A 21,023-nucleotide genomic window follows, 5' to 3' on the forward strand; every position below is an offset into this window, starting at 1 on the left:
TGCGCGCTGGAGTCATCCGGGCGCATGGGCCGCCTCCTTGTCCTCCTCGTCGCGCTGGGCCTCGCTGTGGGAGGCTGCCGGCGCTCGTCCGAGGAGGCGGGCACCGCGGGCCGCACTCGCATCGTCTTCAAGTTCCAGCCGCTGTGGGGGGACCCGAAGCCGTTCCGTGAGCTGCTGGCGCAGTACGAGCGCGCCAATCCGGACGTGGAGTTGGTGACGGAGGCGCTGCCGAATTCGTCGGACCTGGCGCACCAGTTCTTCCTCACGTCGTTGCAGGGCAAGGCCACGGACTTCGACGTGCTGGTGGCGGACGTCGTCTGGGTGCCGGAGTTCGCTCGAGCGGGCTGGGTGGCGGACCTGTCCGAGGACTTCCCTCCCGAGCGCCTGCGCCAGGAGTTCCTGCCCGGGCCGGTGGACGCGGTCGTGATGAACGGGCGCACGTACGCGGTGCCCTGGTACGTGGACGTGGGCGTCCTCTACTACCGCACGGATCTGGTGCCTCGCGCGCCGCGCACCTACGAGGAGCTGCGGCGCTTCACTCGCGACGCGATGGCGAAGGCGCCCGGCATCCAGGGCTACGTGTGGCAGGGCCGGCAGTACGAGGGCCTGACCTGCAACGTGTACGAGGCCATCTGGGGCCACGGCGGGCAATCACTGGGCGAGGACGGGCGCGTGCTCCTGGAGACGGAGCCCGCTCGCGAGGCGCTGGCGTACCTGCATGGGCTCATCGCGGACGGGTTGTCTCCTCCCACGGTCACGGGCTTTGGCGAGGAGGAGTCGCGGCGCGTATTCCAGGAGGGCCGCGCGGTGTTCATGCGCAACTGGCCCTATGCGTGGAGCGAGGCGCAGGCGGAGGGCTCTCCCATCCGGGGCAAGGTGGGCATCGCGCCGCTGCCGACGAAGGATGGACAGCCGGGGTGGGGGACGCTGGGCGGGTGGCAGCTCGCGGTGAACGCGCATGTTTCGCCCGCGCGCAGGAAGGCGGCGGCGCGGCTCATCGCGCACCTGACGTCGCCGGAGGCGAACCGCGTGCTGGCGCTGCACTACGCGCGCAACCCGCCACGGATGGCCCTGTATGACGACCCGGAGCTGCGCGCGGCGGAGCCGTTCATCGCGAGCCTGAAGGAGGCGCTGGTGCGGGCGCGTCCCCGGCCGGTGACGCCGTACTACCTGCTCATCGCGGACGTGCTGCAGAGCGAGTTCTCCGCCGCCGTGGCGGGCCTGCGGACTCCGGAGGTGGCGCTCACGCGGGCACAGAAGCAGGTGGATCACCTGACCGGTGAGCAGCCTCCGGAGGAGGAATGAGGGGCGCGGGTTCGCAGGCTCGGGAGCGGCGGCAGGCGTACCTGTTGGTGGCGCCCGCTGTGGTGGTGCTGGCCGTGGTGGCGCTGTACCCGGTGCTGGCGGCGATATGGCTGAGCCTGCACCGGTACATCCTGGTGTTTGGCGAGCGGCGCTTCACGGGGCTGGAGAACTACGCCTACCTGATGGGGGACGCGCGCTTCTGGTCCGCGCTGGGGAACACGGCGTACTTCACTGCGGTGGCTGTGACGGTGGAGCTGCTGCTCGCGGTGCCGTTGGCGCTGCTGCTCAACCGCGCGTTCCCGGGACGGGGCTTGTTGCGCGCGTCGGTGCTGGTGCCGTGGGCGATTCCCACGGTGGTGAGCGCTCGGCTGTGGGCGTGGATGTTCAACCCGGACTACGGGCTCATCAACAGGCTGCTGGGTGGAGCGGAGATCAACTGGCTGGGGGCGCCGGGGTATGCGTTGCACGCGGCCATCCTGGTGGACGTGTGGAAGACGACGCCCTTCGTGGCGCTGCTGGTGCTGGCGGGGCTGCAGGGGATTCCGGAGGACCTCTACAAGGCGGCGCGCGTGGACGGGGCGTCGGGGTGGCGGCAGTTCCGGTCCATCACGATGCCCTTGCTGAAGCCCGCGCTGCTGTTGGCGGTGCTGTTCCGGTCGCTGGACGCGTTCCGTGTGTTCGACGCCATCTACGTGCTGACGGAGGGCGGACCGGCGAACACGACGGAGACGCTGAGCATCTACGCGTACAAGACGCTGATGCGCTCCGGGGACTTCGGGTACGGCAGCACGCTGTCGGTGGCGACGTTCCTGTGCGTGGTGCTGCTGGCGGTGGTGTGGCTGCGCTGGCTGGGGCGCGAGGAGGGGCGGCGATGAAGCGGCCAGGGTTGGGCACGGCGCTGGCCGTGGTGGCGTTCCTCACGTTCTTCCTGGGACCGTTCCTGTGGCAGGTGCTCACGAGCCTGTGGCCGGACGGGGAGTTGACCCGGCCGTGGCCTTCGCACCTGACGGGGGCGAACTACGAGAGTGTGTTGTTCGGGCGGCCGTTCCTGTGGGCGGTGTTGAACTCGCTGGTGGTGGCGACGCTGACGACGGTGTTCTGCCTCACGGTGGGCGCATCCGCGGCGTTCGCGCTGGCGAAGCTGGAGTTCCGAGGGAGGGGACTGCTGTTGTCCGCGGCGCTGGGTGTGTCGATGTTCCCGCCCATCGCGACGGTGAGCCCGCTGTACCTCATCCTCAACGCGGTGGGGCTGAGGGACAGCCTGGTGGGGCTGGCGTTGCCGTACACGACGTTCGCGCTGCCGCTGACGCTGTGGGTGCTGACGTCGTTCTTCCGCCAGCTGCCGGACGAGCTGTACCGCGCGGCGCGGGTGGACGGGTGCACGCCGGTGGGGGCGTTCCGAAGGGTGCTGTTGCCCCTGGCGGCGCCGGGCCTGGCGACGACAGCCATCCTGGTCTTCATCTTCGCGTGGAACGAGTTCCTCTACGCGCTGACGTTCCTGTCCACGCCGGAGAAGCGCACGGTGCCGGTGGCCATCAGCCTCTTCGCCAGTGAGTACAAGGAACCGTGGGGGGAAATCGCCGCCGCATCGGTGGTGGCCACGCTGCCGCTGGTGGTGCTCACGGTGCTGTTCCAGCGGCGCATTGTGTCCGGACTCACGGCCGGGGCGGTGAAGGAGTAGGCGCGGGCCTAGCGCTGCTCTCGAGTACGTCTCAAGTGCTCCTCGATTTTTCGCAGTACGTCGTCGAGGCTCATGGAGTCATCGAAGACGTACTGCGAGGCGTCCATGCCGTCCGTGTTGAGCAGCAGCTTGTACGCAAGCCAGGCCCGTTCCACGGGGGGCAACTTCAATGCCTGTTCAAAGACCTCTTCAACAGTAACGGCTTCCATGGTTCCTCCTCAGTCGCGGAGGAACCTTCCTACCTGAAGGGTCTGACAGCTACCGGCCTACCGCCTCGACCTCCGCCCACAGGCGCTTGCCTTCGAGTGCCGTGTCGAGCGGTGCCCGTCGCTCCGAGATGCGCAGGAGCACGGCGGCCAGTTGATCCAGGTGCATGGGCTTCAGGTGGTGCAGCAGCGGCAGCTTGCCCAGTGCGTGCAGGATGCCGGGTGGCGCGTGGTATTCGCCCTCCAGCGCGGGGGGCCGCACCATCGTGTAGGGGATGCCGCTCTCGCGGACGATGCGCTCCGCTTCCGCCTTGGCCTTGAGGTACGCGCCCACCGGGCTTCCCGCTCCCACCGACGTGAGCAACACGAAGTGGTCCACCCCCGCTGCCTTCGCCGCGTCCACCAGCTGCCGCGTGGTGCCGATGTCGCTCGACTCGTAGGTGTCTCCGGCCGCGAAGCGCTTGCGCATCGTGCCGATGAGCTGGAGCACCGTGGTGCTGCCCTTCATCGCCTCCGCCAGCGCGGGCCCGTCCGCCAGCTCCAGCACCGCCTTCTTCGGCCAGTGGTTCGCGGGCTCCGTGTTCGCGCTCTTGGGGCGCACGTGCGGCGTCACGGAGACGCCCTGGGCCAGGGCCTGCCGCATCAGCGTGCGGCCCGTCGCGCCCGTGGCGCCCGCGACGAAGAGATGACGAGGAGCTGCGCTGCTCATGGCGATGCCTCCCGGCCGCGACCCTCGCGGCCCCTGGAGCGCTTCTTGAGCACACGGCCCGCCCCTTGCCCACTGTTTCCAGGGGGCACGCGTGAAAGCGGACAGCCAGCCTCTCAGCGTCCGGCGCGCTCGGCCTGGACCTCCCGCGCCTTCGTCAGGTCGTCCAGGAAGATGGCTTCCAGCTGACGTGCCGCCTCCACGTCCTCCAGTACCAGGGAACCTTCTTCCAGCAGATTGAACGACAGCGCGTCGTAGTTGATGGACCCCACCAGGATGAGCCGGTCATCCACCAGCATCGTCTTCGCGTGCATCATCGACGGCTGGTACTCCCAGAGGCGCACGCCCGCTGCCCGCAGCGTGTCGTAGCTCTGGCGCTGGAGCAGCGTGATGGCCCGCTGATCATTCTTGTCCCCCGGCGCCAGCACCCGCACGTCCACGCCCGCGCGTGCCTTCTCCACCAGCAATGCCGTCAGCGCGTCGTTGGGCGTGAAGTACGCCTGCGAAATCCACAGCCGCTTCTTCGCCGCCTTCACCATCAGCTGCGTCAGCCGCTCCGCGCGCGTCACCTCCGGGTTCGCCGTGCTGCTGACGAAGGCCGCCCAACCTTCACCCGCGGCGTCCAGGCCGGGCTGATCCACCGACAGCGTGGGGAAGTCCGTCTGGGGCAAGAACTCGCCCGTCGACTCCTGCCAGTTCTCCGCGAAGGCCTGCTGGAGCTGCGCCACCACCGGGCCCTGGACCCGCACGTTGGTGTCGCGCCATTCCTTTTCGTTGCGCGCGTCGCCCAGCCACTCGTCCTGGATGGCGAGCCCGCCGGTGACGGCCACCTTGCCGTCCACCACGAGAATCTTGCGGTGGTTGCGCGCCAGGTTCTCGTCCGCCGGCAGCGGGCGGAACAGGTGCGCTTCGCAGCCGGCTGCTTCCAGCCGAGGCTTCACCTCCGTCTCGAAGGGTCCGCTGCCCAGCGGATCCACCAGCACGCGGCAGTGCACGCCCGCTCGGGCACGCTCGGCCAGTGCTTCAATCATGCGGTCGGACGCACGGCCCGGCCGCCAGATGAACATCACGATATGAATGGAGGCGCGGGCCCGGCCGATTTCTTCCACCATCACGTCGAATACGGCGCCGTTGTTCGCCCACCGGATGCGGTTGCGCGGTTCCATCCGCACGCCCGTCGTCTGGTACAGCGCCGATGCGAAGCCCGCCCCACGCGACCCCACCTGCCCCGTGAGCTGGAATGGACGTGACGACTCCTTCGTGTTGCACGCGGACGGACATCCCGCGAGCAGCAACGCCCCCATCATTCCCCCCAACCATCGCCCGCCCTTGCCCACGCCCGTTGCCCGCGCCTCCTGACCATCAGGGGTAGGCACCCCAGGGTGACGTGTCACCCGTGAGCACGAGACGAGTGTTCTCTGTCCACGGTGTGTGTGTGCGCACAGGGTGGTGAGGTAGGCATGTCGATCTCCGGCGACGTGGGCCGTCTTTTTCGGCGAAACCCCCAACTGTCTCCCGAAAGGTCCATCCCATGGCCCGCTACCTGATGCTGCTGCACGAGAACCCCGCCCACTTCGCCGCCATGTCTCCCGCCGAGCTGCAGGCCATCGTGGAGGAGTACGCCCGGTGGAGTGACGGGCTGCTCCAGGAGGGGCGCCTGCTCCAGGGCGAGAAGCTGCGCGACGAGGGCGGCCGGCGCCTGAAGCAGCAGGGCGGACAGTTGCTCGTGTCGGACGGGCCGTACGCGGAGGTGAAGGACGTGGTGGGCGGTCTCTTCATCCTGTCCGCGGATTCGTATGACGCCGCCGTGGCCCTGGCCCGGACGTGTCCGCACCTGCGCTACGGCGGTGAAGTCGAGCTTCGCGCCATCGAAGAGGTCTGACGGCGTGTCCTCCGTGACGCAGGCGCTGGAGCTGGCGTTCCGCGAGTGGTCCGCAGGGCTCGTCGCGGCCCTGGCCCGGCGCGTGGGGCTGGGGCGGTTGGACCTGGCGGAGGACTCGGTGCAGTTCGCCATGCTCCAGGCGGCACGGACGTGGGGCTTCCACGGGATTCCGGAGCAGCCTCGCGCGTGGCTGCTGCGCGTGGCGCTGAACCGGCTGACGGACCTCTTGCGGCAGCGCGCGCCGGAGGTGCCGGAGGACTCGGAATCCGTGGAGGAGGCCACGCCGACGGAGGAGCCCACGCGCTTCGCGGCGGAGCTTCCGGATGATGCACTGCGGTTGCTGTTCGCGTGCTGTCATCCGGCGCTCTCCCGCGAGATGCAGGTGACGCTCACGCTGAAGGTGGCGTGTGGCTTCTCCGTGCGCGAGGTCGCCGCCGCGCTGCTCGCGGACGAGCCCACCGTGGCGCAGCGGTTGGTGCGCGCGAAGCGGACACTGCGCGCCTGTCGAGCCACGTTGGAGGTGCCTTCTCCCGAGGCGCTACCGGAGCGGCTGGGCGCGGTGCACGCCGCGCTCTACCTGCTCTTCAACGAAGGTTACGAAGCCTCCGAGGGCCACGACCTGTCTCGCGCGGAGCTGTGCTTGGAGGCGCTGCGCCTGGCGGAGGCGTTGCTGTCGCACGCGGGGACCGCGACGCCGGAGGGTCATGCACTGGCGGCGCTGTTCTGCTTCCGCACCGCGGGGCTTCCGGGCCGCGTGGATGCGCGGGGCGCATTCGTGCCGCAGGAGGCGCGAACCGGGACGGAGTCTTCGCCTCTCTTGATGTCTCGAGGGCTCTGGCACCTGCGCGCTTCCATGGGGACGGTGCTGACGCCGCTGCACCTGGAGGCGGAGATCGCCCTCGTGCATGCAAAGACGGCCACTCCGGGGCCAGAGGACAGCGCCCGGTTGCTGCGGTTGTACGACGCGCTGCTTGGCCTCAAGCCGTCGCCCATCGTCGCGCTGGGACGCGTGGTGGCGCTGTCTCGCGTGCGCGGGCCGGACGAGGCGCTGGAGGCGTTGGGGCCGTTGCGCTCGGAGGCCGTGCTGCGGCGGTATCCGTACCGCTTCGCCGTGGAGGGCATGCTGCTGGAACAGGTAGGGGCGCGGGGGAGGGCTGCGGATTGCTTCCGTCAGGCCGCGGCGCTGGCGCGGACGCCGCCGCAACGTGAGTACCTGCTCTCCCGGGCCCGAGCCTGCGAGTAGGGAACCGCGTGCTACCGTTCCGCTCCGTCGAGACACCGGGAGCGGACATGGCGTTGAGCACGTCGGCGGACTTCAAGTCGGATCTGGGGATGGATCCCCGTCACCTGCTGCCCCTCGTGTCGCGACTGGATGATTTCATCCGGCCGTTCTGCGCCGCGCTCGATGCGTTCCATGCGGACTGGAGTGGTTGGGGCAAGGCCTCGTACTTCTTGACGGGCAAGCAGACGTGGGTGGACGCGAAGCTGAAGGCGCTCGATACGGCGGAGCATCTGCTGTACCGGCTCTGCGACGTGGAGCAGGAGCGGCTCGCGCATTCCACGGCGTCGCGGCTGCTGTTGATGCAGCTCCTGGTGGAGATCCAGGAAGCGCACATCGAGATGGTGGACTACGTCCACGTGAACAATCTGAAGCTCTACACACCGGACCGCGGGACGCTGGGGACCGCCGCGTTGAATCAGCTGGACGCGGACTGGAATGCGCTGCGCAACGGCACGGGCGCGGTGAAGCTGCCCACGGGCTCGCAGTTCGCGCGCGGCAACCGCGAGGTGCGCGCCATCCACGCCCGGTTGCTGTCCCGTTCGCATGGCCGGGAGTTGATGCGGTGGATCCTCAGGGACACGGAGGCGGATCCGGAGTGGCCGGTGACGCTGGTGTTGACCCAGGCCTTCACGCCCTCCTCCAACTTCCGGCAGAAGGTGGTGGTCAACAAGCAGCGGCTGCAGGCGACCTCCGATGAGCTCAAGCGCCTGGAGGCCGAATACGAAGGGATGACCCAGGAGCTGTCCCGCATCGAGGAGTCCTCGCGGCGAGGCAATGAGCCGTGGGGCGAACTGCGCAGCCGCCTGGCGTCGACGTCCCAGCCCTACGCCGAGCTGGCCGAGGCACGTGATGCGCTGAGCCCGCGCATGGGCGCGATGGAGGTGGAGATCGGCTGGTACGACGAGGACGGCCACGGCGAGGATTACCTGCTGAGCGAACCCGCGCCGGGGCTCGCGGGCAAGCGCCCCACCGGGGGACGCGGCTCACAGCTCAGCCTGCGCTCGGGACTGCGTGACAGCACGCAGCGCAACTACTCCCGCGACCAGCACCCCATCCCCGCGCCGGCGTTCGTCGTATACGGGCACGAGCTCATCCACATCCTGCAGAACCGCTACCCCACGCGGATGGTGTTGCAGCCCCAGCCGTACACGAACGTGCACGCGAAGCACGGCTACAGCAACACCACGGAGCACGAGACCATCCGCGCGCTGCGCAAGGTCCGCACGGCGGAGCACCTGCCCTTCTACGAGAACCAGCTTCGTGACGAGCACCAGCTCACGAAGCGCAAGCACCACACGGGCACATCGGCTTTCGAGTTGGGCGAGACGGACTAAAGGGGCTGCCATGGCCTCCAGTTACCGGGAACAGTGGAAGGACCTGCGGCGGCGGGGCCGGCGGGTGCTCGTGGGGTTCTTGCTCTTTCCGCTCGTCCCTGTCGTGGGGCAGGCCCTGCATGGGCGTCCAGGGGGGAGTCGAATCCTGTTGGCCTTCGTGCTGGGGTCGATGCTGTTCACCGTGGTTTCATCGATTCGGGCAATCCTGTTCCGATGTCCCCGCTGTCGAGAGCGGTTCTTTATCGACGGGCCCTATAGGAACTCGTTCACACGGAAGTGCCTGCGCTGTGGCCTTCCGAAGTGGGCCGACGAGGGCTGAGCGTCAGACGCGTATCCTTTGCTGCCCTCGCTAGGGCATTCCTGGGAGGCGCGTATGCGAATGATGTTGCTGATGCTGGTCGTAGTGCTGCTGGCTACGGGATGTGCCTCCTCGCCGCATCCGCGGAACTTGAGCTACGCGCCGAGTGGAACATCTATCTTCTCTGGACCGGAGCAACGGTCGCTGCGCAGCCAGGGCATACGTGACAGTGATGCATTGACGCGTGATGCAGTCCTCGCGGGCATTGCCGAAGTGAAGGGCTCCCTGGACGGCGTTGAAGCCGCGCTCTCCAAGCTGGCGGACCGCCCTCCGCCTCTCATGGGATGGAGCCTCAACGGCGTCTTCACCCGCTACCTCGACCATGGCTCCAGTCAGGTGAAGTGGATGAAGGGTGCGCTCGGGAGTGCCACCGCGCTGACACGCGTGGCTTCGGATGTGGGGGACTCGGACATGGAGCAGGGGCTCCTTCGCATGACAGGGCCGAAGCTCCAGGCGGCCATGTTCGGCACCCTGCTGCTGGCCACCTGGGTGGACTTCCTCCACCTCGCGGATGCGGTGCTCCAGAGTTGTCCGACGTGCAGTGTCGAGAAGCTCTTTGTCGACCTGCATCGTGTGCAGGAGCTGATGGAGCCCGTGCTGGCGGACCTCGCCTCCCAGGACCTGGAGCGGGTGGAGGCGGCGGCGGTTGCGATGCCCGAGTTGATGGGAAAGCTGACCCGTGAATTCGACGCGATTCATCGGGAGGCTCGCGCGAGCATGAAGCTCGGTGGGCAGGTCCTCGCGGCGGTGCGGGCGGTGGAGATGGTCGCCATGATTTCCACGCTGAAGGTGTCGCTGCCGCGGTTGCCTCCCTCAGCGCCTGCGTCGCTGAGCGTGGGCTTCGTGATGAGCTCGGGAGGAGTGATGACGGGCTCGCGGCTGGTGGTCTCCGCCGAGTGGGTGGAGATGATGCGGAGGCTCGTGAGGGCGGGCGTCATCTCCGTTCCTGCTGTCAGCTCCGCCGTCCTCATCCACGGTGGACAGGTGCTGATGGCGCAAGCGCCTCGGGACCTGCCCAAGGGCGTGCGTGAAGCGCTGGGTGACAGCCCCGAGGTTCGTGCCATGCACGAAACCGGCAGAGCAGGGGCGGGCATGTCCGACGCTCCGAAGCACCATGTCCTGCCGCAGGAGCACCGCGAGTGGTTCGAACGGCGCGGTTTCAAGGGCGACATGGATATTGACCAGTTCTGTGTGCGGATGGAGCGGGCCCACCATGAGGCGATTCACGGCGGTGGTGACTGGAAGCGGGGGCGCATGTGGCCCGGCGAGTGGAACAGGATGATCATGGAGGCATTGCGTGAGGCTGAAATGGAAGTCGGACGTATGCTGACGCGGAATGAGGTCCTGAACATTGTCGCGACTCGCATGAAGCGTTACGACATCCCAATGAGGTTCATTCCTTGGGGATCGCGATGACTGACGGACGTTCATGGGAGGGCAACTGGAAGGCCCGTCTTTATGAGCGTGTTCGCGAACGCGGTTACAGCTCGCTGACCGCCTTCGCTGAGGCGCGTCCTGCCGTTCCGCTGAATCAACTTGCCGAGGAACTTGGGAAGGATGACATCGCTGGGGTGCAGGTGTTGGGCGGATTGCATGCCGAGGCGGAGCAGCGCAAGCAGGTCACACGTTTTGTGCGTGACGTGCTCGTGAGGGAGCTATCCGAGAGCCTCCCCAATGGCTGGCCGGCTGTCATGGACGACGAGATTCGTTTCCAGGTCGCCAAGGCGCTCGGATGCTGGTCTGCCGATACCCCTGATTCCCACAAGGAACGGGTCAGACAGGCCCGGGCGGCTCTGCGCGCGAATCCGCCCCCATCTGGCTGGCGTCCACTTGATCCAGACGACGAACTCCTCCGGACGCTCATGCCTGACGAGGAAGCCTGATCGGAAGCCGCGAATTTTCGATCTGGCGAGCGAAGTGTTTTGGAGAGCTAAGCGATGACCGACGGACGCTCATGGCAGGGCAATTGGCGAGTCCGCTTGTACGAGCGGGTCCGCGAGCGTGGTTACGATTCGCTCACCGCCTTTGCTGAGGCGCGCCCTACCGCCTCGTTGGTTGAGCTGGCTGATGAGCTTGGCAAGGACGACATTGCCGGAGCGCAGGTATTCAGCGGACTGGTAGCCGAAGCAGAGCGCAGTCATCGGCTTACACGTCTGGTGCGCGGGCAACTCGTGCGCGAGCTGTGGCGGAGTCTGCCCGACGGCTGGCCGGCGGTGCTGGATGACGCCAACCGTTTCAAGGTCGCCAAGGCACTTGGCTTGTGGTCCGGCTTTACCCCGACAACCCATGAGGAGCGCGTGAGGCATGCGGGAGACGCGCTTCTCGCCAATCCTCCGCCTCCCGGCTGGCGTCCCCTGGGCCCTGACGACGAGCTGCTCCGCATGCTCCTCCCCGACGAAGAGGCGTGACTACTTACGAGTGTCCCCCGGAGGCGTGGCCACCACCTCCCGCCCCAGCTCCAGCAACGTGGCGCTCTCCGACGGATCCGGGCGCTTGTCCCGCAGCGTGACGAACTCCTCCGCCGCCGTGGGGTGGATGCCCACCGTGGCGTCGAGCTGCTTCTTCGTTACGCCGCACTTCAGCGCCACCGCGAGCCCCTGGATGATCTCCGGCGCGTCCGCTCCCACCATGTGGAAGCCCAGCACGCGCTCCGTGCCTCGCTCCACCACCACCTTCATCATCGACCGCTCATCCCGGCCCGTCAGCGTGTGCTTCATGGGCCGGAAGCTGGAGACGTAGACGTCCACCTTGCCGTGGCGCTCCATCGCTTCGCGCTCCGTGAGCCCCACCGTGCCCACGGGTGGCTGGCTGAAGACCGCGGACGGGACGTTCTCGTGGTCCATCGTCACCGGGTTGTTCCGGTACAGCGTCTCCACCATCGCTCGGCCCTCCGCGATGGCCACTGGCGTGAGGTTGAGCCGGTCCGTCACGTCCCCCACCGCGTAGATGCTCTCCACCGATGAGCGCGACTGCGCGTCCACTACCACCGCGCCGCGCTCATTCAGCTTCACGCCCGCCTCCTCCAGGCCCAGGCCCTGCGTGTTGGGGATGCGGCCGGTGGAGTACAGCACCGCGTCCACCTCCAGCGTGTCCCCCATGCGCGTCAGCAGGCTGAGCGTGCCGTCCTCGCGCTTCTCGATGTCCTGGACGAACGTCTCCGGGCGGATGTCCACGCCCTTCTTGCGCATCTCCTGCGTCAGCGCCGCTCGGATGTCGTTGTCGAAGCCTCGCAGCACCGTGTCGCCGCGAATCAGCATCGTCACCTTCGCGCCCAGCGCCGCGAAGATGCCCGCGAACTCCACTCCGATATAGCCGCCTCCCACCACCGCCACACGGCGCGGCAGCGTGGGCAACTCCAGCGCCTGCTCGGATGTGAGCGCGTGCTCGATGCCCGTCACCTCCGGCAGGTAGGGCCGCCCGCCCGTGGCCACCAGGATGCGCTCCGCCGTGTAGCGCTTGCCCGCGACCTCCACCGTGTGCGCGTCCACCACCCGGCCCCGGCCCTCCACCAGCGTCACGCCCGCGTCGCGCAGCAGCCGCCCGTAGATGCCCGTCAGCCGGTCCAGCTCCTTCGCCTTCACCGTCTGGAGCTTCTTCCAGTCCAGCGCGGGGCTGTTCACCGCCCAGCCGTAGCCGGCCGCGTCCTCCATGTCGTAGCGGTAGTGCGCCGCGTACACGAGCAGCTTCTTGGGCACGCACCCTCGCAGCACGCACGTGCCGCCCACGCGCCCCTCCTCGCAGATGGCCACCTTCGCCCCGGAGGCCCCCGCTCGCCGGCTGGCCGCCACGCCGCCCGACCCCGCGCCCAATGTGAACAAGTCGAAGTCGTAGCCCGCCATCCGGTGTCCTCCCTGCATCAAGAAATGGTGTTTCCACTCCCTAGAGGGAAGGAGCCCTGCCGGGCCCTGCCCGCCGGGCTGCTCCCCAGGGTCCGAAGCGCCTACTGCTTCGGCTGCCCCGGACGCATTCAATCCCCCTCCCGCACGAGAAGGGGGGATATCCTCATCCGTACGTAGGGCGGCTCCCCCTCATGTCTCACCCCCCCTCCTGTCAGACCTCCTCCCGGGCGGATGCCCCGGACATCGACACGTCTCCGGGCATGGATCCGGAAGTCGTGGGGCGTCGGTACCGCATCCTCGACCTGCTGGGGCGCGGCGGCGCGGGCACCGTGTGGCGCGCGCAGGACGGACTGTCCGGGCCGGTGGCCCTCAAGCGGCTGCACAAGACGGTGGCGGACCTGGCGCGGCGGCCCGGCCGGGGCACCCCTTCCGCCTTCGCCACGCAGGGCATGGCCCTGTCCCTGGCCCATGAGTTCCAGACGCTGGTGTCGCTGCGCCACCCGCACGTCATCCGCGTGCTGGACTACGGCTTCGACGCCGAGGGCCGCCCCTACCTGGCCATGGACCTGCTGGAGGACGCGCGCACGCTGGTGGAGGCCGGCACGGACGCGCCCCTCGCGACGCAGGTGGGGCTGCTCATCCAGACGCTCCAGGCGCTCGCGTACCTGCACCGGCGCGGCATCATCCACCGCGACCTGAAGCCCGGGAACGTGCTGGTGGTGCGCGGCCAGGTGAAGGTGCTGGACTTCGGCCTGGCCGTGGGCCGCGACCAGCAGGGCCGCCGCGCGCAGCCCGCGGGCACACCCGGCTACCTGGCCCCGGAGCTCTTCGAGGACCAGCCCCCTTCCGAGCTGACCGACCTGTTCGGCTTCGGCGCCATGGCGTGCCAGATGTTCTTCGGCCGGCTGCCCCACGCGGGCCAGGTGTTCGCCACGCCGGGCTTCCCGCCCGCGCTCAAGGCCCTGCTGGAGCAGCTGGTGGCGCCGGAGGCCCACCGCCGTCCGCGCGACGCGGAGGCCGTCATCACCGCGCTGAGCGACGCCGTGGGCCAGCCCCGGCCCGCCGAGTCCGCCGCCACGCGCGAGAGCTTCCTCCAGTCCGCGCGCTTCGTGGGCCGCGTGGCGGAGCGCGAGCACCTGACGGACGTGCTCGACGCGGCGCTCGCGGGCCAGGGCGGTGCGTGGCTCATCGGCGGCGAGAGCGGCGTGGGCAAGTCGCGCCTCCTGGAGGAGGTGCGCTCGCTGGCGCTGGTGCGCGGCGCGATGGTGCTGCGCGGCCAGGCGGTGGACACCGGCGGCGTGCCCTACCAGGAGTGGCGCGCGGTGCTTCGCTGGCTGCCCATGCTCACGGAGCTCTCCGACCGCGAGGCGCGCGTGCTCCGGCCGCTGGTGCCGGACCTGGACGCGCTGCTGGGCCGCGAGGTGCCCGCCGCGCCGGAGCTGGACGCGGACATGGCGCAGCTGCGTCTGCACCAGACGGTGGAGGACCTCTTCGCCCGCCTGTCGCAGCCCACCGTGGTCATCCTGGAGGACCTGCATCAGGCGCACGCCGAATCGCTCCAGCTCCTCGCGCAGCTCGCGGCGAGGGCGCCGGGGCTGCCGCTGCTGTTGCTCGTGAGCTTCCGCGACGACGAGTCCCCGCAGCTTCCGGAGCACCTGCCCGGCACTCACGTGCTGCGGCTGCAACGGCTGAACGCGGAGGAGATTGCCCAGCTGGGAGAGTCCATGCTCGGCGCCATCGGCCGCCGGCCCGACGTGGTGTCGCTGTTGCGCCGCGAGTCGGAGGGCAATCCGTTCCTGCTGGTGGAGGTGGTGCGCGCGCTCGCGGAGGACGCGGGGGGCCTGGACCGGCTGGGCGCCGTCGCGCTGCCCCAGCGCGTATGGGCGGGCGGCATGCGCGCGCTGGTGCAGCGCCGGTTGGAGAAGGTGCCTCGGGAGGCGCGGGAGCTGCTGGACGTGGCGGCGCTGCTGGGCCGGGAGCTGGACCTGGCGGTGCTGGAGCGGGCCGCGCCCGGCGTGGACGTGGAGGCGTGGCTCACCGACTGCGCGGCGGCGGCGGTGCTGGACGTGGCCGACGGCCGCTGGCGCTTCGCTCACGACAAGCTGCGCGAACGATTGCTGGAGGACCTGTCCTCGACGCTCCGCCCCGCGCTCCACCGCCGCGCGGCCCAGGCGCTGGAGGCGGCCCACCCCACGGGCTACTCCGCCGCGCTGTCGTACCACTGGGGGCAGGCCGGGGACGCGGCCCGCGAATCGCACTACGCGCGGATCGCGGGCGAGGAGGCGCTGGCGGTGGGGGCGTGCCGGGAAGCGGTGCCGCTGCTCTCGCGGGCGCTGGCGGTCGCGCCCCAGGCCACGCCGCTGGAGCAGGGCCGCGTGGAGGCGCTGCTCGCGGAGGCGCGCTTCCAACTGGGAGACCTGGAGGCCTTCCGCGTGCACGCGGAGTCAGCGCTCGCGCACTTCGGCTGGCGTGTGCCCTCGTCGCGCGTGGCGTGGGTGCTGGGCACGCTGACACAGGCGCTGTCTCGGCTGGCGCAGAGTGCCCGGCCGGATGCGTACGTGGATGATTCCAGGCGGCGCCGGGAGTCGCGGCGGGTGGCGGGCCGGCTGCTGATGCGGCTCACCGACGCGTTCATCTACGCGCAGGAAGCGCTGCCGGTGCTCTGGAGCGGCCTGCGCATGCTCAACCTGTGCGAGCCCGCGGGGCCCACGCCGGAGCTGGCGCGCGGCTACACGGTGATGGCGGTGGTGGCGGGCACGGTGCCGGTGCACCGCGTGGCGGACGCGTGGGTGAAGCGGGCGCAGGAGGTGGCCGAAAGCGTGGGCCGCCCGGCGGACCTGGCCTACGTGCTCAACCGCAACGCGGTGTGCGCGGTGTACCAGGCGCGCTGGCAGGACGTGGAGACGTGGCTCGCTCGGGCGACGGCCATCGTGGACTCGGTGGGGGACCTGCGGCTGGCGGAGGAGTGCCGCGCGCTGCTCACCGTGTCCGCCATGTATCGGGGCCAGTTCGCGCGGGGCCTGCCGCTGATGGACTGGCTGGAGGCGTCCGCGGTGCGCCGAGGCTCGGCGCAGACGCAGCACTGGGCCCAGCACTATCGCGCGCACATGCTGTTGCGGCTGGGCGAACACGCTCGGGCCCGCGTGGCGCTGGAGCCGGCGCTCGCATGGACGGAGGCGCATGGCGGCGCCACCGACCGCATCATCGTGGACGGCACGCTGGCGCTCTTGTGCCTGCGCGAGGGCGACACGGCGGGTGCTCGCGCGGCGGCGGAGAAGGCGCTGGTGCGGCTGTCCGCGGGCAAGCCGGTGGCGCACTTCGTCTACTTCGGCGCGACGGCGGTGGCGGAGGTGCTGCTCACCCTCCTGGCGCGCGAGACGCCCGGGCCCGGCTTGCAGGCGCTCACGCACAGCGCGCGGTCCGCGCTCCAGGAGGTCGAGCGATTTGCTCGGGTGTTCCCCTTCGGCGAGCCCTCCGCGTGGCTGTGGCGCGGCTGTGAGGCATGGCTCGCGGGCAAGCACCGCAAGGCCTTCCGCGCGTGGAAGCGCTGCATCGCGGAGTCGGACGCGCGGGGCATGCCCTACGAGGCAGCGCGTGCTCGGCTGGAGTGGGCGCGGCACCTGCCCGCGGACGACGCGGAGCGCGCGGAGTTGCTGCGGCGCGCGGCGGAGGATTTCACCCGGCTGGGGGCGCGCGAGGACCTGTCGCGGACCCTGGCCGAACAAGGGACGGCAGGGTGACGAAGCGATGATGTGGCTGAGGGACGTGGCGTTGCTGGCATGCCCGGATTGCCGGGGCCAGATGGTGTGGCACGGGCAGAGCGAGGACGACCGGCTGGACGAGGGACGTCTTCTCTGCGGTAGCTGCGGCGAGACGTGGGAGGTGGCGGACGGGCTCGCCCGGCTGTACCGCGAGGACCGCGTGCAGGGCACGGACCGCCTGATGCGCCATGTCTACGACGGGCTCCCCGCGCTGCACGACCCGCTGACGGCGGTGCTGACGCCGCTGTTCCAGTCCGTCTCCGAGTCGCGGATGCGCGACGGATACATGCGCAGGTTGGAGTTGGGCGCGCTGAAGCCGCGCGATGACGGACAGCCCGTGCGCGTGCTGGAGGTGGGCGTGGGCGCGGGCGCGAACCTGCCTCGCATCCGCGGCGCGATGCCGCCGGGCCTGCCCGTGGAGGTGTGGGGCCTGGACCTGAGCACCGGCATGCTGGCGCAGTGCGAGAAGCGGCTGAGCAAGGGCCGGGGCGTGAAGGACACGCGGCTGCTGGTGGCGGACGCGCACGCGCTCCCGTTCAAGGACGGCCTGTTCGACCGCGTCTTCCACGTCGGAGGGATTGGGAGCTATCGCCAGCCCGCGGTGGCGCTGCGGGAGATGGCGCGCGTGGCTCGGCCCGGCACGCCGCTGGTGGTGGTGGACGAGCAGCTGGACGCGGCCTTCCGTCCGTCGCTGTTCCAACGCGCCGCCTTCCGCGCGCTCACGTTCTACACGCGCGACGCGAAGAGCCCTCGCGCGCTGCTGCCGCGGAACGCCGAAGACGTCATCGAGGAACAGGTGTCACCGTTCTACTACTGCCTCACGTTCCGCGTTCCGGCCGTCACGGGTTGAGCACCAGGTCCAGCAGCTTCAGCGTCATGCCGCCCGTGAAGTCGATGGTGGCGCCGTTGAACCACCCGGCGTCGTCGCCCACGAGCACGGTGACGAAGCGGGCCACCTCGTCCAGCGTGCCCATGCGCCCCGCGGGGTTCATGGCCGCGTGGCGCGCTTCCAGCCGGGCCAGCGCCTCCGGCGAGTAGACGTGGCGCAGCGCGGGCGTCATCACCGTGCCGAACTTGAGCAGGTTGACGCGGTGGCCCTTGGGGCCCAGCTCCATGGCCAGGTGGCGCACGTACATCTCCAGTGAGGCCTTGGCGGCGCTGATGAGGCCGGTGTTGCCCAGGTGCGTCTCGTCCAGCGGGTTCTGAAGGCCCAGGAGGCGCGCGTCCGGGGCCAGCAGGTCGCGTTGCACCAGGGCCTGCGTCCAGTACACGAACGAGTGCGCCATGCAGTCGAACGTGCGCTGGATGCGGCGCGGGTGGAGCCGGTCCGGGCCCTCGGAGAGGAAATGCCCCACGGACGCACCGGCGATGGCGTGCACGAACAGCTTCACGCTGCGGGGGCCCGTGCGGTGGAGCAGTTCGTCCGCGCCGGCCTCGGCGGCTTCGGGCGTGGAGGCATCCGCCTGCCGCAGGTGCACGTCCCGGCCCAGGTCGCGCACGCGCGTCTCCAGTTCGCGCGCGGTGTCCGGGTAGCGGCCCCGGTGCACGCCGAAGACGTTCAGCCCCGGCTTGCGCGCGACGGCCTCCGCGATGGCCGCGCCCGAGCCGGAAGAGGCACCCAGGATGAGCGCCCACGCCGGGGGAGCACCCTCCGATGCGGCTGGAGGAGATCCGCCTGGGACAGGGGGCTCGTGCATGGTGCTCCCATCATAGGAAGCCACGCGAGGTGGGGCTCGGGAGACGGCAGGGGTCCTCGACGGAAAGGGGAATGGAGTGGAAAGATCCACCCATGCCCTCAGTGAAATTCCTCTTCGCGTGGCTGACGATGCCAGCCCTCGCACTGTTCGCGGCTTGTGCCCATGGCTCCTCGGACGAAACGACGTCGGAAGCCGAACAGCTCTCCACGCTGTACCAGCGCACCTGTGGTGGGAGGACCGCGCAAGCGTGCTTCGAGCAGGCCGAACGCCTCCGCGTGGGCGAGGGCGTCGCGAAGGACGAGGCGCGCGCGGCGGCGCTCTACGAGCTGAGCTGCAACGGCGACGAGCGGCGTGCGTGCGTGGCGCTGGGCGTGCTGAAGGAGGAGGGCCGGGGCGTCGCGAAGGACGAGGCCGAGGCGGCGCGGCTGTACGCGCGAGGCTGTGAGCAGGACCTGCCGGAGGGCTGCGGACACCTGGCGCTGCTGTACGGCGAGGGCCGGGGCGTGGCGAAGGACCTCGCGCAGGCGGTGCGCTTCTACGAGCGTGGCTGCGCGGGAGATGACGGGCTGTCGTGCAACAACCTGGGCGTGCTGAAGCTGATGGGCGGCTTCGGCGTCACGCAGGACGTGGCGGCGGGCATGGGGATGCTGGTGCAGGCGTGCAACCGGAACCTCGGGGTCGCCTGTCTCACGGTGGCGCGCGAGTTCGACCAGGGCGTACGCACGCGCAAGGACGCGCGGCTCGCGTCCAGCTACTTCCGTATGGCGTGCGGCATGGGGGAGAAGGAGGCGTGCACGCCCGCGAGCGCGGCGGTGGCGGCGAAGCCGGAGCCGACGCCCGTCACCACGCCGGAGGAGGGCGCGAAGCTGGATGGGGTCCGCGCCATGTGTGAGCTGGGCACCGGCGTGGGCCTGGGCATGGCGTGCCACATGATGGGCACCGCGTACGAGAAGGGCGCGGGCGTGGCGGTGAACCCCGGCCGCGCGACGATGTTCTACCAGCGCGCGTGCGACCACGAGGTGCCGGAGGCCTGTGGCGACGTGCGGCGCATGCTGGGGCTCACGGCGGACGGCGCGAAGACCGAAGGGCCGAAGCAGTCCGTGCTGGCGTCGCTCCAGCTGGACCCGGCGAAGGTCGCTCCGCAGAAGCCGAAGCAGTCCGTGCTGGAGTCGCTCCAACTGGATGCGAGCAAGGTCGCCGCAAGCGCGAAGCCCACGGCGGACGCGAAGCCCGCGCCGCGCGCGTCCGTCGACCGCTGGAAGGAGGAGTGCCAGGAAGGAAAGGGCGAGGGGGATGCGTGCGCCCGGCTCGGGATGGTGCTGTTGGAGGGGAGCGCCGGGTTCCAGGTGGACGCGAAGAAGGGAATGCAGCTGCTGGAGGAGGCATGCTTGAAGCGTACGGCCTCCGCCTGCGTAGAGCTCTGGGGCGTGCTGTCCTCCGGGAATGCGGCCCTGAAGATCCCGCCGTCTCCACTCGAGGGCCTCGTCTTCCTGGAGACGGGATGCGAAGCGCGCGACGGCGGCGATGCGTGCAACCTGCTGGGCGTTGTCCTGACCAACACCACCCGCCCGTACTCGAACCTGGGGAAGGGCATCCAGGCCTGGCGTGACGGATGCTTCAAACAGGAGGACGCCAACAGCTGCGTGCTGTTCCTCTCCATGACGCGGAAGATCGCCGCTTCGGGACCGGAGGCGTTGAGGGCGGACGCGCAACGCAGCATCCCTGGCATCCAGGCCCAGGGCTGCAAGGCGCGCATGAGGGATGCCTGCGAGGCGCTGGGCCAGCCGGTGCCGAAGGACGACCTGCGGGTGCGCCACCTGCGGACGGACTGCGACGCGGGCGACCCGGATGCCTGCGCGGACCTGACGCTTCAGTACCAGCGGGCCAGCACAGGCAGCCGGTTCGCCCGGGTCGAGCGCAACCTCGAGGAGGAGCTCCGGGTGGCGGAGAAGGGGTGCGCCGGTGGCAGCAGCGACGCTTGCTTGCAGCTGGCGGAGCGCTCCAGTGAGAAGGTCGCGGGTGTTCCCCGCGACCTGGAAGCCGCTTTCGCGCGCTCGGAGCAGGCCTGTGCCATGAAGTCCGGGGCCGCGTGCGAGCTGCTCGAGAAGCTCCTTCGGGAGTACCGCCACCTGGGGCCGGATGCGCCGCAGGTAAAGGAGGCCCGGGCGCGGGCCTGCCTCTACAGGCCGGAGTCCTGGCACGTGATCGCGTGCCGGAAGTGAGCGCTCCCGCGCATCATCCACCCTGGAGCTGAAGCGCCGCGGCCACCAGCGCGGCGTTGTCCTCCGCGCGCTGGCCGTCCGGCAGCGTGAGCGTGTCCTCCAGCCCGATGCGCGTGTCAAAGCCGTGGCGCCGTGCCCATCCGAGCACGGCCCACGCGCCTCCTTCCGAGCCGTGCACGAGCAGGGGAGGCGTAAGTCTCGTGGCGCGCAGCAGGTCCACCAGCGTCCGTGCCTCCTGACACGCGGCTTCCGGTTGCGAGGACTGCGTCTCCACGAGGATGCGCAGGCACCTCGAAGCACGGGGCCACGCGGTCAGCCGGCTCACGTCCTCCGGGAACCACACGCCCGCCTCCACGCCGATGCTCGCGTCGAGCAGCGCGTCCGCGATGGACTCCCAGCCGGGCTCGGACAGGTTGACGGAGGCGAAGTCGGGACGCGTCTCCGCGGACAGCGCCTTCCAACTGGCGACACGCGCGTGGCGGGCCGTCAGTTCCGGGACCATCCATGCACCGGTGCTGACGCCCACGGGCACGCCCGGACAGGCGCGGCGGATGGCGGACACCGCCACACCGATGTCCGCCGCGTCCAGGGACTCGCCGCCGTGAGCTGCTCGCGGATGCACGTGGAACGCTCCCGCGCCCGCGGCGTGACAGGCGGCGGCGGCCCTCGCGAGCGCTTCGGGGGTGATGGGCAGCCGGGGGTGTCCGGTGGCCGCGCGGGCTCCGTTGAGACAGGCCTTGAGCAACATGC

At 69.9% G+C, this 21,023-nt stretch carries 18 protein-coding genes; 12 read left to right on the forward strand and 6 right to left on the reverse strand.

Annotated elements, in window-relative coordinates:
• The first annotated feature begins 24 nt into the window (after positions 1 to 24).
• From D7Y04_RS00120 to D7Y04_RS00130, 3 genes are read left to right on the forward strand one after another with little or no spacing between them, the layout of a single operon-like run.
• A complete protein-coding gene (locus D7Y04_RS00120) occupies positions 25 to 1,305 on the forward strand; it encodes an ABC transporter substrate-binding protein (RefSeq protein WP_121757948.1) in 1,281 nt (426 codons plus the stop codon).
• Entirely contained in the window at positions 1,302 to 2,180 is an 879-nt protein-coding gene (locus D7Y04_RS00125) for a carbohydrate ABC transporter permease (RefSeq protein WP_121757949.1), read from the forward strand. Before D7Y04_RS00120 ends, D7Y04_RS00125 begins: the two co-directional genes overlap by 4 nt.
• A complete protein-coding gene (locus D7Y04_RS00130) occupies positions 2,177 to 2,986 on the forward strand; it encodes a carbohydrate ABC transporter permease (RefSeq protein ID WP_014392992.1) in 810 nt (269 codons plus the stop codon). The genes D7Y04_RS00125 and D7Y04_RS00130 overlap by 4 nt, the downstream gene beginning before the upstream one ends.
• 8 nt (positions 2,987 to 2,994) lie before the next feature.
• On the opposite strand, the gene D7Y04_RS00135 is transcribed toward D7Y04_RS00130, so the two are convergent.
• The 3 genes from D7Y04_RS00135 to D7Y04_RS00145 form a co-directional block, all read right to left on the reverse strand.
• Positions 2,995 to 3,195: a hypothetical protein gene (locus tag D7Y04_RS00135; protein WP_121757950.1), complete on the reverse strand. Its 201-nt coding sequence runs from the start codon at positions 3,193 to 3,195 to the stop codon at positions 2,995 to 2,997.
• 49 nt (positions 3,196 to 3,244) lie between these two features.
• The gene (locus D7Y04_RS00140) at positions 3,245 to 3,901 is read right to left on the reverse strand and encodes an NAD(P)-binding oxidoreductase (RefSeq protein WP_120600182.1); all 657 of its coding nucleotides are present in this window, start codon (positions 3,899 to 3,901) and stop codon (positions 3,245 to 3,247) included.
• A gap of 113 nt (positions 3,902 to 4,014) precedes the next feature.
• Entirely contained in the window at positions 4,015 to 5,205 is a 1,191-nt protein-coding gene (locus tag D7Y04_RS00145; protein WP_233601191.1) for a phosphatidylserine/phosphatidylglycerophosphate/cardiolipin synthase family protein, read from the reverse strand.
• Positions 5,206 to 5,429: 224 nt separating this feature from the next.
• Here D7Y04_RS00145 and D7Y04_RS00150 point away from each other — a divergent pair, with 224 nt between their 5' ends.
• From D7Y04_RS00150 to D7Y04_RS00180, 6 genes are all read left to right on the forward strand, one after another.
• Complete coding sequence (locus D7Y04_RS00150) at positions 5,430 to 5,780, forward strand: YciI family protein (RefSeq protein ID WP_120574657.1); 351 nt, start codon at positions 5,430 to 5,432, stop codon at positions 5,778 to 5,780.
• A gap of 4 nt (positions 5,781 to 5,784) precedes the next feature.
• Positions 5,785 to 7,023 carry an RNA polymerase sigma factor gene (locus D7Y04_RS00155; RefSeq protein ID WP_158620574.1) on the forward strand — a complete coding sequence of 413 codons (1,239 nt, stop codon included), beginning with the start codon at positions 5,785 to 5,787 and terminating at the stop codon, positions 7,021 to 7,023.
• A 47-nt stretch (positions 7,024 to 7,070) separates the two neighbouring features.
• Positions 7,071 to 8,396, forward strand: a complete 1,326-nt coding sequence (locus tag D7Y04_RS00160) for a hypothetical protein (RefSeq protein ID WP_121757952.1) — start codon at positions 7,071 to 7,073, stop codon at positions 8,394 to 8,396.
• A 373-nt stretch (positions 8,397 to 8,769) separates the two neighbouring features.
• Positions 8,770 to 10,170 (forward strand): DUF2380 domain-containing protein, encoded by a 1,401-nt coding sequence (locus tag D7Y04_RS00170; protein WP_121757954.1) that lies wholly within the window; start codon positions 8,770 to 8,772, stop codon positions 10,168 to 10,170.
• Positions 10,167 to 10,637: an NUDIX hydrolase gene (locus tag D7Y04_RS00175; protein WP_120594344.1), complete on the forward strand. Its 471-nt coding sequence runs from the start codon at positions 10,167 to 10,169 to the stop codon at positions 10,635 to 10,637. The genes D7Y04_RS00170 and D7Y04_RS00175 overlap by 4 nt, the downstream gene beginning before the upstream one ends.
• A gap of 54 nt (positions 10,638 to 10,691) precedes the next feature.
• Positions 10,692 to 11,162, forward strand: coding sequence for an NUDIX hydrolase (locus tag D7Y04_RS00180; RefSeq protein WP_120594332.1), 471 nt, complete (start codon positions 10,692 to 10,694; stop codon positions 11,160 to 11,162).
• Here D7Y04_RS00180 and gor read toward each other — a convergent pair whose 3' ends face one another.
• Positions 11,163 to 12,593: a glutathione-disulfide reductase gene (gor, locus tag D7Y04_RS00185; protein WP_121757955.1), complete on the reverse strand. Its 1,431-nt coding sequence runs from the start codon at positions 12,591 to 12,593 to the stop codon at positions 11,163 to 11,165.
• 191 nt (positions 12,594 to 12,784) lie between these two features.
• Here gor and D7Y04_RS00190 point away from each other — a divergent pair, with 191 nt between their 5' ends.
• Together D7Y04_RS00190 and D7Y04_RS00195 are read left to right on the forward strand one after the other, a co-directional pair.
• Positions 12,785 to 16,333, forward strand: coding sequence for a serine/threonine-protein kinase (locus tag D7Y04_RS00190; RefSeq protein WP_121757956.1), 3,549 nt, complete (start codon positions 12,785 to 12,787; stop codon positions 16,331 to 16,333).
• Positions 16,334 to 16,340: 7 nt separating this feature from the next.
• Entirely contained in the window at positions 16,341 to 17,204 is an 864-nt protein-coding gene (locus D7Y04_RS00195) for a methyltransferase domain-containing protein (protein ID WP_172817130.1), read from the forward strand.
• Here the strand turns inward: D7Y04_RS00195 and D7Y04_RS00200 are convergent.
• Positions 17,194 to 18,051 (reverse strand): SDR family NAD(P)-dependent oxidoreductase, encoded by an 858-nt coding sequence (locus D7Y04_RS00200; RefSeq protein WP_233601193.1) that lies wholly within the window; start codon positions 18,049 to 18,051, stop codon positions 17,194 to 17,196. The two genes, D7Y04_RS00195 and D7Y04_RS00200, sit on opposite strands and share 11 nt — an antisense overlap.
• A 92-nt stretch (positions 18,052 to 18,143) precedes the next feature.
• Here D7Y04_RS00200 and D7Y04_RS00205 point away from each other — a divergent pair, with 92 nt between their 5' ends.
• Positions 18,144 to 20,273, forward strand: a complete 2,130-nt coding sequence (locus D7Y04_RS00205) for an SEL1-like repeat protein (RefSeq protein WP_158627433.1) — start codon at positions 18,144 to 18,146, stop codon at positions 20,271 to 20,273.
• A gap of 13 nt (positions 20,274 to 20,286) precedes the next feature.
• Here D7Y04_RS00205 and D7Y04_RS00210 read toward each other — a convergent pair whose 3' ends face one another.
• Positions 20,287 to 21,021 (reverse strand): 3-keto-5-aminohexanoate cleavage protein, encoded by a 735-nt coding sequence (locus tag D7Y04_RS00210; protein WP_121757958.1) that lies wholly within the window; start codon positions 21,019 to 21,021, stop codon positions 20,287 to 20,289.
• Positions 21,022 to 21,023 lie beyond the last annotated feature (2 nt).

This window comes from Corallococcus sp. AB038B (assembly GCF_003668955.1).
Taxonomy (GTDB): domain Bacteria; phylum Myxococcota; class Myxococcia; order Myxococcales; family Myxococcaceae; genus Corallococcus; species Corallococcus exiguus.